The sequence below is a fragment of the Rheinheimera sp. genome, assembly GCF_030824435.1.
Classification (GTDB): domain Bacteria; phylum Pseudomonadota; class Gammaproteobacteria; order Enterobacterales; family Alteromonadaceae; genus Pararheinheimera.
Genome location: NZ_JAVBXS010000099.1, coordinates 1 through 13789, shown reverse-complemented (window position 1 = coordinate 13789; position 13789 = coordinate 1). Strand labels below are relative to the sequence as shown.

Below are 13789 nucleotides of genomic sequence, written 5' to 3'. Positions count from 1 at the left end.
ATATGTTCGGCATCAGACGCCTGGCTTAGACCAATTTCTTCACCATAATACAAATAAGTAGTGCCGGGGGATGCAAACAACATGGCCGCCGCGAGTTTGGCTTTGGCCTGATGACCACTGAGTTGCCAACCGACCCGCGGTTGGTCGTGGTTGGTTAAAAAGGGGCTGAAATAACCCATAGGCACTTTGGCTGCCAGCCGATCAGCAAAGTTCACCTGCAATGGTTGTTCTGCACTGCTGCTGGCAGCTTGCATGGTGCCAAATTCAGCTTTGACAGCACCATCACTTTGCAACAACGCCAGCACCTTGTAGCCAAAATCAAAGTCAAAACCGGCATCCAAAGCTTTGCCATCGCCATAATATTTAGCGGCAACAGGCAAATCGGCCCAGGCTTCCCCCACTAACAAGGTGTCTGGTGCTATGGAGCGCACATAAGTGCTGAAATCTTGCCAATATTGAATAGTTGCTGCTGTGTCCGCCTGCTGGCCAGGACCGTTTTCAATGGCGTAACGCACAGCGTCTAAACGAAAACCAGCAACTCCTTTGTCCAGCCAGAATTTGGCCATTTTTTTCATTTCGGCAATCACATCAGGATGTTGCAGATTCAGATCAGGCTGGGAGGCGCCAAAAGCGGCGTAATAATATTGTTTACGCTCCGGGTGATAATGCCACACCACTTTTGGGTCCACTTTGCTGCTGTCCCAGGCGGGCCCCCAACCATCGGCGGGTAAATCATCCCGCCAGATAAAATAATCTTTATATGGCGTTTCGCCTTTAGCGGAGCGCATAAACCAGTCATGCCGGTCGGAAATATGATTAATAACTAAATCGAGAATAATACGGATATTGCGGCTTTTAGCGTCGGCCAGCAGCGCTTCAAACTGCGCCATGCTGCCGTAATCCTGCTCCACCTGATAAAACTCAGTAAAGTCATAACCATGATAAGAGGGGGCTTCAAAAATAGGAGTTAACCAAAGTGCATCAACCCCAAGATCTTGTAAATACGGCAGTTTTGATTGAATACCGGCAAAATCACCATGGCCGTCGTTGTTGCTGTCGGCAAAACTACGCGGCCAAATCTGATATACCACAGCATCCTGCCACCAGGTTTTGGCTGTTACCGGCAAGGCTGTATTGCTGGTCTGCATCGACGGTGTTGGCTTGCTATTTTGCTGCTGACTTTCAGCTGCCACTAACGGAGCTTGCGCCTGAGTAGAATCAGCCGCCGGCTGACAAGCCGACAAAGCGGCAACACAACAACACAACAGCCAATTTATTTTTAAATTCAATCGCATGTCTAAACCCCGTTATTTTTTGACCTACAGCTTAGACCAAATTTACCAGCAAGGAATAGCAGGTGCATACGATTGCACAGAAGCCGCTCAGCTGAATATAAAAAGAGCAAATGGTTACAAAAGTGGATGGTGATAAGCCCTGAAGATGGACGCGGGCAGTTCTGCTGGTGATAAAAGTCAGTGTGGAAGGACGTGCAAAGTAGTAAAACGATCAGTCAAAATCAGCAGAAGTGAACAGTTTTGCCAGCACTAAATAATGTAGGCGCTTTACTGAATTGCCAGCCCTGTTGGTGAAAGCAGATCGGTTCTACTGGAAAACGCTGCTCGGACTATTGGGAGTTTGCGCGGTTTGGATAGAAAAAAGGACACCTGGTGAGGTGTCCTTAACTCATACAACTAAAAGGCTTTATAGATTATTCAGAAATGTAACCGCCAGTAATAAATAAATAGGTGGCAGCAAAGAAAAGACAGATGTAACAACAAACAAAATCCAAGACTTCATTGGATTGGAGAATTTCCGAGATAATTTATCTGCAAGAATTCCTACAAATACACCTACGGCTAAAGGAATAATTGCACCTCCGACAAAATAGCCAAAGTAGGCTGAAAAATAATCTACGAAATATTTCAAGTGGTAAAATGAAAATACAATACTAATCAATGCTGCACTGAATAAAATAAAATACTTCATTGCTGCGTCTCCATTAGTTGTCTTTTGGTCTTTCATGTGTAGTTCGACTACGACCTAAGTCCGGGTTTGCACCTTTCGGGTCAAAACTCTTGGGAATACTTCCTCCAGAGCCACCAATCACTTGAGTAGTCGTAGTATGACAATTTCCTTGGTTAGGCAGGCTAGGGATTGCAGAATAGTCAAGTGGTTCCAAAGTTGTCATGTACTCACCTTGAGAAATAACTGAGTTGTCAAAATCCTCTTGGCTAACACCTTCTGGAGGCGATATTGTCACCGAATCTGTGATACTAACGTCTTCGCCAGTATCCGAAGAATGGTTTATCGAAACAACATTTTTCCCATCAACATTGTGACTACTGATGGTTGTACTTTCGCCATTAGATTTGGTAACCGTTGTAAAAGTATGTGCGCCCATAGACCCACCAGACATATCTAAAGATCTCGAATGAATAATTACCGTTGTGCCATCAGGATCGGTATATTTATACGGATTATTATTCCCATAAGCATACCGGTTAAACATCATAGGGTTATCAGCACTAAACCCAACCGGATCATTCGAATAAAACCGTCCAATCACTGGATCATAATACCGCTGCTGCATATAAGTTAAGCCGATATCACGATCTTCCACATGACCGGTATAACCTGGTTTATCTTCTGCTGCAGTGGCCGGACCGGTTTTGGCGATAAGCTCTTTGCCAAGGTAGATATAGCGGGTGAGTCCTTGCGGGCCGTCGGTGAGCAGAAGCTGGCCCGCATTGTTATAAACACTGTAACTGGTTGTAGTTGATGTTTTTTTAACACGTCTGCCATGACCGTCATATTGATAATTGACGGCACCAGAGGTTTGCATCTGGTTGGCTCGGTTAAACGTAAAAGTACGCTTGCCGTTATTATTTACATTGCCTCTGTCGTCATAACCAAAACTATAACCACCAGTCACCGACTGCAGCCGGTTTTTTGTCACGTCGTAGCTGAGTGTGAGTTGTTGAGTGCCCAGATTTTTGTTTTTGATATTGCCAAGGGCATCATAAACAAAAAGACCATTACCCCAATAACCATTGGCTGTTTCCAACCGGTCGAGTTCGTCATAACTCATACGAACTGTTTTGCCGGTGTTTACCAGGTCATAAATAACATCAATATTATTGTTGCTGTCGTAGTTATAACGCTGGGCAACTTTTTGACTACTACCCTGTTTAACCAGACGTTCATAAGGACGGAATTTGTGATCCAGTTGCTGACTAAACAGCATGCCATTACCAAGTACATAATCTTTTAACTGGCCATCAGCATAAAAACGCACTGCACTGGCAAAGCTGGTACTGGCATCTGCAACCCGGGTTGGATTACCCAAGGCATCAGGCGCATAACTAATGGCAGTGCCCGCCAGGGTCAGACTTTGCAGATTGGCCAGTGTATTGTAGTCCTGATCAATTACATAACTTCTGCCATCCAGGGTCAGGGTTTCTTTTTCCAATAAATGCAGGCTGTTATAGTCGTAACTCCAACGGATATTATTAACAGTAACTGCCTTCAGATTGCCCTGATTATCCCGTTCAAATTTTTGTTGGGGCGTGCTGCCATCGGCATAAGTTCTTGATAATTCTTCACCCAAATTATCAAAGGCTATAGTGACCCAGGAGGCGGCAACATTGTTGTAATCAGTACAATGACTAGCAGTGCCGGTAAAACCTTCAGCGTATTTTTCAATCTGGCCAAGCAAATTGTATTGCATCACTTTGATGCCAGTTTCAGGCCGTTTTTGCAGACATAATTGCATTTTGGTGTTGTACAGCCGTTGTTCGGTCACTCCACCCTGACTTATTTGCAGTGGCAAATCTGCCAGGTTGTAACTGATATTGGTTAAAACGCCCTCAGGTTGCTGGATTTGTGTGGCGAGCTCCTGCGCCGGACTGCCAAAAGCCAGATATTGTGTTGTGGTGGTGTGACCACGGCCATTTTTGACTGAAATCTGGTTTTGCCCCAGATAACGATAAGTCAGATCACCTTCTGCAGTATTGGTTTTGCCGATAACACGCTGCAAACCGTCATAAGACGTCGTGGTACCATAAGTCTGATTTAGCGTGTCACTGACAACTGACTGAAAGCTGGCTTTACCATAAGCATTAAATTGCTGACGCTGATAACGCACTGTGGCCTGCTCATTCTCGGCATCCCATTCTTTGCTTAATACTGGCTGCAACAAAGCATCTAATAAGATGGTTTTGCGGTAATTGCCTTTACTAATGGATTGCAACAAACTGCCGTTGCCGGATAGGTCGACGTCATAACGGATCTCGGTATCTGTCCACTTAGTGTCTTTGTGGTCAATCAGCTCCAGCCTGTCCAATAGATCATATTTGTACGAAGTTTCATAACCATTTAAATCCCGCACCCAGCTGATGGTGCCACTGTCATTCACAGCAAGCTGCGCCGTCATTTCACCGGAAATGCGACCCGGTAGCGTAAAAGACTGAGCTTTGCCGCGTTTGTAAGCCCCATACTGGACCCATCTGTTATTCATGGCATAAGTGATTTTTGCCAGGGTACCGTCATTGTTATAACTGCTGGTGTGTAACAACTGACCAAATTGACTGATTGTTTTGACTTTGGATTTACCTTGCTCAGCTGGACCATAATAACTGGCTGATTTTAATGACAAACTTTGACCACCCTGACTTATTTGGCGATTGGTTTCCAGATTCAGCAGCCAATTGGTTAAATCATGTTGATAACTGATGTCAGTAGTACGGCTTGGGGTGCCAAGATTGTTGCTTGTCACTTCCCGCTCATGTGCACCAAACTGGTTGTGACCGGAAAATTCTGTTCGAAAATAATCAGTTGCCAAGCCCGCTACATATTCTTGCGTTTCGTTGACGGTCTGATGTGCACGTTTGGTAATACTTTCCCGGTTAGACCAGTTTTGTTCTGATGAGCCTATTAACGCAGAGGGCAAAAACGATTTGGTGATTTGCCGCAGTTGTGAAGTACCGTCTGTATCCCGATAAATAGTGGCCACTTCAGTACCATCCAGATAGTCCCATTTACGGTAAAAAACATGTTCCGTAATACTGCCATCCGGTGCTGTAACCTTGGTTGTTTTCAAATCTCCACTGTCATAACCATTGATCGTGACTCCGGCACTTTGTTTTTCTTGTCCTATATAAGCGCCCTTGTTCTGCGAATAGTCATAACTCCAGTTGAAGTTAATTCCGGCGCCGGTGAGACTTTTACTGATAACAGACATGGTGAGATAACAGCGGGCAACTTCATAAGTTTCATAATTATCCCGCGAACGGGTCGGTGTTCCGGTACGCCCGTGAAGTATACTGCGGGTTTTGAAAACGGCTTTCATTCCTAATGGGTGTTTAATAAAACCCTCTGCTTCGCGATAACCAAGCAAGTTACATTCACCCCGTTCCGAGTTTGGTAAATCTCCGTTATAAGGTTCAACCTCACTGAGCTGGCTTAAGTTGTAATCCCAATAACTTTGATCAGGTAACACCACTTTATCCAGAGTAAATATATGCTCGCCAACATAATGGTAATGCCAGGTTTTGCCATTGCTGGTGATTGACGTTACCAGATAAGGTTCTGTTTCATGTTCATATTTCAGTGTAATCAAACGACCATCACTTGAGGAGATAGAAACCAGATTGTTGGACTGCAACCCTGAAGGCATCTGGCGTTTTTCATAGTTGTAAAACACTTCATTGCCAAAACGGTCTGATACTTTAGACACGCGCATAAACACTTGGTACAGATGTGCTTGTGGATACGACCACATTGCGGCGCGCACCATATGTGGCACCTCAAAATAATAAATAGTGCCATCCGGAGACGTCGCTTTAAAACCTTCACCAATGCCGCTAGTCCGCGGATAACAACTGATCCGCCAGTTCGATTTAGTGGTATACACTGCATCTGCACTAGTGGCTGCAATCAGTTTCTCCGCACTACTGCCAACATTTAAAGTAACTCCATTCCAGTATTGAAACGCTTCGATAAGCGATCCCTGATACATATAAGCCGGTGGCATTTGTTGTGAAGACGCAGAGCACTCTTTACCTCGCCCCCAAAAACCTTGCAGTACTCCCCCCACATAAAACAAGGTGTTATGAATAGCAGGCACCGACAAACCCCAGTCGCCAAATTCAGCTGTGTTGCGGTGGGTAAAGTTTTTGTCGTGATGACGCCGGCGAATGGCCACTTCAGCCGGAAAGTTGCCCGGGATCTGCATATCCGTCATCTGAAAACTTAAGGCGCCTGAACTCAAATCGACAGATTCACCCACTAAATCTGTGGTCTCAGGCGTCAACTCAAACTTAACATTCAGCTCATTTAATACAGCACGATGAATAGGCTGATCTTCCGGAGGATCTTCTTCCGTGTCGGGACTATTGGCATTGTGAAATTCAATGCGATAAGGGTCGGCTATCGAAGCTGCCCAATCGTCATTTTCGGCGTGCGCAGCGCAGGCAGAAAACAAACTAATGGCCGTAACAACGGCAACAAACAAAACTCTTGTTGCAGGAACATCAGCAAAATCAAAAGGTAATAAGTGCAATTGAGTGTTCATAGTTCATCCGTTAATTATCAATACTCTCGCCAAATGGTTTATAAGCCGATGTTTTTCTGATACTTGCATCAGCAGCACTTTCAGCAATCACAGATCCGGTGATATCCGTATGTAAATACAGGGTGAGGTTGGCAGGTACGGGCCGGAATGAAGCGCTGACGTGACAGTCAGCATTGATGGCCGCAGTTTGATAAAGAGTACCTGAAGGTTCAATACCACAACCTTCCACTTTATCGACCACAAAACCAACATTGGGCGTCACGGTAAAAGCAGCACGACTACCGGGTGAAACAGTTCTGAGGCTGGGGTCAATGACCCCACCAACTCCTGCCGTTGCCGTCACTTTAAACAGGGTCTGACTGGTTGAAGTGACAAGTATTGATTTGTCGGCATACCGGCAATAGTTACTGAAATTACAGGCATAGACCCGATACAGATATACACCTGCACCTTCAGCTGGTTTGACCACCAGTTGATACCGGGTCTGGCTTGCCTGCCAGTTGATAGGCCCCTGTAATAAACGTTCACGTCCACCCGGAGCTGTGACATAAACGCCAAAAGCGGAATGACCGGCAATATGACCAGAACCGGCGCTCCAGCTTAAAGTGGTTGTTTGACCAAGGAGCAGGCTGCCAGGCAACGTCAGGTCGACAGGCGCCGAGGGCGCCGGCGGCAATAGCACCTGCACACTAATGTCGGCGTAACTGCAGTAGTTACTCAGATTGCAGGCATAAACGCGGTAGCGATATGAACCGGGATTGGCTTCAGCTTTTAAACTTACCTGATAATTAGTTTTTGTTGCTTGCCATTGCAGCGGACCATACAACAAACGTTGCCCACCAGTGGCAGGCAACAGATAAACACCAAAATCAGAAACACCAGCCTGATGGCCACTGTTCGCCGTCCAGCTCAGCAGCAAAGGTTGCAATGGATAAATCGTTGCAGGAGTTGCGGCTAAATGAAGTGGCGGTAAAGGTGCTGTTGTTGCCAGCACCTGCCCAGATAAACAAAACAGAACCACAAAACAGAATTTGCCCATATCATCATCCTTGATGGTACTCCGGACTGACAACAACACAATGTCTGCCGGCATTTGTGTAGGCCACAACAGAACGCAGCTGCTTATCCTGAACGGGCTGCAATCTGGTACATCTGATGAAAAGTATTAGCAGAGGAAATAAATATAACAATAAATACACATTTGATTATTTTATTTAACCCCCCATCCTACTGATAACTGAGCAGATTTTTAGGCAAGCAAATAAATCAGTGCAAAGCAAAATGGACCGGAACTATCACCAACAACAAAAACCGCAGTCTGTTTTCACAATCTGCGGTTCTTGTTTTAGCAGGCAAGCAAATTAAGGTTGTTATTGCCCGCTTAACCTTTTGCCAAAAGACACGGCATAAGCGCCTGAACGCATTTTTAACACCGGGTCCTGGCTTGCACTGATGCCGCTGGCAAGCACATTGGGGTCAAAGTTAATATTTTTGCAGTTGTCGCCACCCAGAGCGGTAATTTGTAGTTCTCCACCATCAAGCAGGGGGCGGTTATCCGGCCAGCCTTTGGATGGGTCCAATAAATTATCTTCAGCAGTAGCCAGCTGAAATTGCAGTTTAAATTTCACCGGTGCATTTGCCAGTTGGGCCTTTAAACGTTGTTCAAGAAAATCGCTGGGTTTTGCTGTTATTTCTTTGTCTGTTAAACCTTTAACCCCATCAAGTGGTTGTAACTGCCAGCGCACCGCCTGCTGCTTGCCGGCGGAATTTTCCAGATAAAAGGTATGTAAACCAAAATATGGCGTATTGGCATAACTGGCCGGGGGTGCAGTTTTGGCCAGATATTCAGCCTGAGCTTTGGTATCCGGATTTTTGTCGCGGTAGGCGGCAATTTTGGCCATATCGGGTTTGCCTGTTGTTGGGTCCGGAATGGACGCCATTAACAAACCTAAAAAACTGTCGGGATCTTTAGCACCAAACATCGGTGTTGATAACAACGCAAAATGCTGCAATTCGCCGTTATTGAGTTTAATTTGCGCGGCAAAACCGCGTGGGCTGCGGCTATTTTCTGCGGCTTTGGGGTTGCCGCCCGCCATCGAAAAGCGCCCGGTCAGCGGGTAACTGTCACCGGAAAATAACGCTGATTTGCTATAAGCCAACATGCTTTTAGCGCCGGTGAAACTGCCGCTGACACAAAAACCCTTGGCATGGCCTTTACGTTCACCTTTATGTTCACCAAAAATTTTGGCAAAAGTATCAATAAATTGGGTTGGTGTGGCCGCTGGGGTGCTATCAGCCAATACCGGTGCCGCCGCAACCAATAAGCTGATTTTTAATAACAATACTTTCATCACAAACTCCAAATTGGGATTTAACAACTGCCAAAGCTTAGCCGCTCCGGCTTTTTGTAAAACTCAGAGACCCGAAAATTGCAGTTTTTCTGTGAGTAAATCAGTTGAATGACATAAAACAGCGGTTAAACAAAAAATGCCATCACAAAACAGCCCGCCCAAAGACAAAAGCAGGAAATAATTGCCGGCAAACAACAAAGGCGCTGAAATTCAGCGCCTTTGCAGAAGTTAAACGGCTTGTCGCAACAACAGAAAGATTCAAGCCGCGGTTTGTTTTGCCACTGCGCTGACTCTTGTCAAAGCTGCGGTTATACCTGCTGTTTTTGGTAGCTATAAGCGTAATACACCACAGGAATAACCACCAAAGTCAACAAAGTAGACACCAGAATACCAAAAATCAGCGCCACGGCCAGGCCACCAAATATCGGGTCATCCAGAATAAAAAACGCGCCCAACATAGCCGCCAGCGCTGTTAATACAATAGGCCGCGCCCGCACTGCTGAAGCGTGGATCACCGCAGTTTCAAGCGTCACTCCTTGTGATAGCTGCTGCTGAATATAATCCACCAGCAAAATGGAGTTGCGCACTATGATACCGGCAAGCGCTATCATGCCAATCATTGAAGTGGCGGTAAATTGGGTGTTCAGCAACCAGTGCCCCGGCATAATGCCAATCAGCGTCAGCGGTATAGGCGCCATAATAATCAGCGGTACACCATAAGATTTAAACTGCGCCACCACCAGCAGATAAATCATAATCAGCCCTACGCCATAAGCGATGCCCATATCACGGAAGGTTTCAAAAGTGATTTGCCACTCACCATCCCACTTGATGCTGAGTTCATCGGTAGTGTCAGGTGCGCTGAACAAATTTTGTGGCAGCGGCGTTGGTGCTTCGTTAAGCAAATCCTGAATTTCCAGCATGCCATAGAGCGGGCTGTCGATACCACCGGCCAAATCTGCTGTGACAAAAACCACTGGCCTTAAGTCTTTGCGGTAAATGGTATTTTCTCGTTGTTGTTGTTGTTTTTGCACCAACTCAGACAAAGGGATCAAAACCCCGGAGCTACTTTGCACCGGCAATTGCGACAAACTCTGCCAGTTTGCAATATTGCCTTCGGCAAGTTTAAGCACTACTGGCGTCACATTGTGTTGATGTTGCTGGCGTAAAAAACCGGCATTGCCTCCCTGAGTTGCCAACTGTACCGCCGCACTAACATCAGCCACCGAAACGCCCAGCAGCGCCGCTTTTTGTTGGTCAACCACCAGTTGCCACAAGGCTTGTGGTGCTTCAACTGTGCTGTCGATATCAACAATATGGGAAACTTCGGCAAAGGTTTTTTGCAGTGTCTGCGCCTGCTGCAACTGCAACTGATAGTCCGGGCCATAAACTTCTGCCACTAAAGGCGCCATCACCGGCGGTCCTGGTGGCACTTCCACCAGCTTGATACTGGCGCCCGTGCTTTTTTCAAGCGCGGCCAAAGCCGGACGCACTTTAAGCGCAATGGCATGGCTTTGTTCGTCGCGCTCCAGCCGGCTTTTTAAATTCACTTGCACATCACCCTGCCAGGCTTGCTGACGCAAATAATATTGCCGCACCAAACCGTTAAAATTAATAGGTGCAGCAGTGCCGGCATAAGTTTGCAGATGGGTCACTTCCGGCAGTTTTAACAAGGCCAGACTGACTTGGTCCAGCACGGCCTGAGTTTGTTCTAAGGTGCTGCCTTCGGCTAAATCCACCACCACCTGAAATTCGGATTTATTGTCAAAAGGCAACATTTTCAGCGCCACCTGCTGGCTGGTCACCAATAGCACCGACAAGCCAATAGCAGTAAGCAAGCCAAGCAGCAATTTGATTCTGTTATTGCGGCCGGCTTGTTTTGCCAAAAAGGGTCGCATCAGGCGGTTAAACAGCTGCTCCAGTTTGCCGTCGGCTTCGTCATGATGTTGACCTGTTGGGGTTTTGTTGCCAAACACCCGCAAAAATAACCAGGGCGTAAAAATAAAAGCCACCAGCAAACTAATTAACATGCCCATACTGGCGTTAATGGGAATAGGGCTCATATAAGGCCCCATCAAACCGCTGACAAAAGCCATAGGTAATAAAGCAGCTATCACGGTAAAAGTGGCCAGGATAGTAGGGGCACCCACTTCTTCTACCGCCATCGGAATGGCGTCTGCCAGCGATTTTTTGCCCAAAAGCCAATGCCGGTGCAGGTTTTCTACGACCACTATGGCGTCGTCCACCAGAATGCCAATCGAAAAAATCAGCGCAAACAACGACACCCTATTCAGCGTAAAACCATAAGCCCATGACGCAAATAAAGTAGCGGCCAGCGTAATAACCACCGCCATGCCCACCACAAAAGCTTCGCGCCAACCCAGGGCAAAACCCACCAGCAGCACCACAGAAAGGGTGGCAAACAGCAGTTTATGAATAAGAGTGTCGGCTTTGTCTTTGGCGGTGTCACCATAATTACGGCTGACACTGACCTCAATATCATGGCCCAGATAATGTTGTTGTAATTGTTCAAGCTTTGCCTGCAATGCTGTCGTGACATCCACGGCATTTTTGCCAGGTTGTTTGGCCACCACCACAGTCACTGCAGGGCTTTGTTGCAGTTTGCCATTCTTGTCGAGCCTGCGATGTTGTACATAACTGACGGGCTCGCTGCCACCAAGGCTCACCTCTGCTACATCACGTAAATACACAGGCAGCTGCTGACCGTTTTCACTACGTACCGCCACCACCAAAGATGCCACTTCGTCGGCACTGCTTAAAAAGTTACCGGCATGCAGCTGAATAAGCTGATCCGGCGCCAGCAGCGCCTGACTCTGGCTTTGGCTGTTATTTTGCACAAGCGCTTGTTGCAGCGCCGGTAAACTCAGCTGATAAGCCGAGAGCCGCGCCGGGTCCAGCCGCACCAGCACCTGCTGCTGCGCACCACCGATATTGTAAATATCGCGGCTACCCGGCACCTGCTGTAGTTGCTCTTCCAACCCTTTAGCAGCAGAAGTTAAATCGGCAGGGGTCACTTCTGGGTTTTTACTCCATAAAGTCACCGCAAAGACCGGTACATCGTCGATGCCTTTGGGTTTAATCAGCACTGGCCCAATACCACTATCAACCGGCTGCCAGTCGGCTTTGGCATAAAAAGCGTTATACAGCCGCACCAAAGCGTCGGTGCGGGCTTCACCCACTTTAAACTGCACTGTTAATACAGCGCGGCCTGGTTCAGACACCGAATACAAATGCTCAACACCGGCTATTTCGGCAATAATTTTTTCTGCCGGTATCGCCACTTGTTGTTCCACCATTTTGGCGGAAGCACCAGTGTAAGGAATAAACACATTGGCAAAAGTGACTTCTATTTGTGGCTCTTCTTCGCGGGGTGTGACCAGCACCGCAAAAAGCCCCAGCAAAAAACCGACCAAAGCCAATAAAGGCGTAATTTGGTTTTGTTTAAACAGCGCCGCTAAACGGCCGGAGATACCTAAGCTGCTCATGGTTCGCTCCGGCTTTGCTGCAGTTGTTTAGCCAACTGCGCCTTAGCGTCTGTGGCAATTTCAGCACCCGCTGTTAAACCTGAAAGCAGCTGATAGCTATTGTTATGCAGTGGTTGTAACCGCACCGGCTGCAGCAGCACTTCACCCGCTTGTTTTACCCAGACAGAACTCACTTCACCACGCCAGAGCACAGCAGCAGCAGGAATTTGCAACTGAGCTTGTTCAGCTGTTTGCAAGCGCAGCCGCAACCAGCTGCCCGGTAACATCAAATGTTGACTGTAATCGGCTTTTGGCAGCTCCAAACGCAATAAAAAACTATGGCTTTGGCTATTGGCTTGCGGCGCTATACGAAGAGCGGGTTTACCCAGCGCCAGCACAGTGCCGTCGCTCAGCAGCAATTCTGCATTGTTACTTTGTTGCGCTGCTTTGAGCTGACTTTGTGGCAACTGACTGACCAAACGTAAATGCTCCAGTGATAAACCTCTGAGCAAAGCTTTACCAGGCACCGCCAGCTCACCAATTTCAACAAACCTTTGTTGCAAAATGCCACTGTATGGCGCCCGCACCACAGTTTGTTCCAGTTGTTCTTTGGCTTCCGCAACTGCAGCATTGGCCTGCTCCAGCCTTGCTTTGGCGGCTGAATAATTGGCTTGGGCTAAATCCAATGCCGCTTTGGCCACCAGGCCTTTGCCGTGAATATCTTTCACGCGCGCCAGCTCTTTTTGCTGTTCGTCAAAACGGCTTTGCGCTTCTGTCATGGCGCCTTGTGCTTTATGCAAACGGGCTTGTTGCTCAGTGTCGGTAAAACGCACCACCACAGCACCTTGTGGCACTAAGTCGTTGACATCAAAAGGCAATTCAATAATACGACCCGATGTTTGCGCCGAAACAGTGGCCTGGGAAACAGCTTCAACCACTGCAGGCAGTTCCAGATATTGTGGCGCCTTTACAGTACTAAGCTGCAACCAGTCGGCAGCTGCAACGTTTTGCGCAAACAGCAGGCAAAACCCTAAAGATAACGGCAACTTCAGCATGCAAAACTCCAGGATCCGGCCAACCGGATTACATTAGATTAAACTGATATAAGTATATATTAGAAAGTTCTAATTAGAAAGCCGACAAACCAAAGCGCTGGCTTGCTGTATCAAATATTTGCCACTGGTATCAGACTTGTTGTTGATACCAGTTTAAAAAACTAACAGAACTTGTTGATGATACAAGCTATTTAACCCTGACGTTTCGTCAGAAAAAGTCAAACCAACCGCAACATAAGCTGTAAAAATAAGCATAAAAACAGATTACAAGGTCACCACAACGCAAAGTCGTACCGCTTCGATAAAAGCACAGGCATAATTTCCTCC

General features: G+C 47.0%; 7 protein-coding genes. All 7 read right to left on the bottom strand.

Going from position 1 to position 13789, the window contains the following annotated elements; genetic code table 11:
• A partial coding sequence (locus RCH83_RS16415) for an alpha-amylase family glycosyl hydrolase (protein WP_306523867.1) occupies positions 1-1295 on the bottom strand: 1295 nt, incomplete at its 3' end.
• Between the two features lie 406 nt (positions 1296-1701).
• A complete protein-coding gene (locus RCH83_RS16410; RefSeq protein ID WP_306523866.1) occupies positions 1702-1986 on the bottom strand; it encodes a hypothetical protein in 285 nt (94 codons plus the stop codon).
• Positions 1987-1999: 13 nt separating this feature from the next.
• Complete coding sequence (locus tag RCH83_RS16405) at positions 2000-6571, bottom strand: RHS repeat domain-containing protein (protein ID WP_306523865.1); 4572 nt, start codon at positions 6569-6571, stop codon at positions 2000-2002.
• Between the two features lie 10 nt (positions 6572-6581).
• Positions 6582-7610 carry a hypothetical protein gene (locus RCH83_RS16400; protein ID WP_306523864.1) on the bottom strand — a complete coding sequence of 343 codons (1029 nt, stop codon included), beginning with the start codon at positions 7608-7610 and terminating at the stop codon, positions 6582-6584.
• Positions 7611-7941: 331 nt separating this feature from the next.
• Entirely contained in the window at positions 7942-8922 is a 981-nt protein-coding gene (locus RCH83_RS16395) for a catalase family peroxidase (RefSeq protein ID WP_306523863.1), read from the bottom strand.
• Between the two features lie 308 nt (positions 8923-9230).
• On the bottom strand, positions 9231-12428 hold the full coding sequence (locus RCH83_RS16390) for an efflux RND transporter permease subunit (RefSeq protein ID WP_306523862.1): 3198 nt from the start codon (positions 12426-12428) through the stop codon (positions 9231-9233).
• On the bottom strand, positions 12425-13462 hold the full coding sequence (locus tag RCH83_RS16385; protein WP_306523861.1) for an efflux RND transporter periplasmic adaptor subunit: 1038 nt from the start codon (positions 13460-13462) through the stop codon (positions 12425-12427). The genes RCH83_RS16390 and RCH83_RS16385 overlap by 4 nt, the downstream gene beginning before the upstream one ends.
• Positions 13463-13789 lie beyond the last annotated feature (327 nt).

Excerpts from the sequence above, each read along its gene's own strand:
- RCH83_RS16410 (WP_306523866.1), bottom strand. The coding sequence starts at position 1,986 with ATGAAGTATTTTATTTTATTCAGTGCAGCATTGATTAGTATTGTATTT.
- RCH83_RS16405 (WP_306523865.1), bottom strand. The coding sequence starts at position 6,571 with ATGAACACTCAATTGCACTTATTACCTTTTGATTTTGCTGATGTTCCT.
- RCH83_RS16400 (WP_306523864.1), bottom strand. The coding sequence starts at position 7,610 with ATGGGCAAATTCTGTTTTGTGGTTCTGTTTTGTTTATCTGGGCAGGTG.
- RCH83_RS16395 (WP_306523863.1), bottom strand. The coding sequence starts at position 8,922 with ATGAAAGTATTGTTATTAAAAATCAGCTTATTGGTTGCGGCGGCACCG.
- RCH83_RS16390 (WP_306523862.1), bottom strand. The coding sequence starts at position 12,428 with ATGAGCAGCTTAGGTATCTCCGGCCGTTTAGCGGCGCTGTTTAAACAA.
- RCH83_RS16385 (WP_306523861.1), bottom strand. The coding sequence starts at position 13,462 with ATGCTGAAGTTGCCGTTATCTTTAGGGTTTTGCCTGCTGTTTGCGCAA.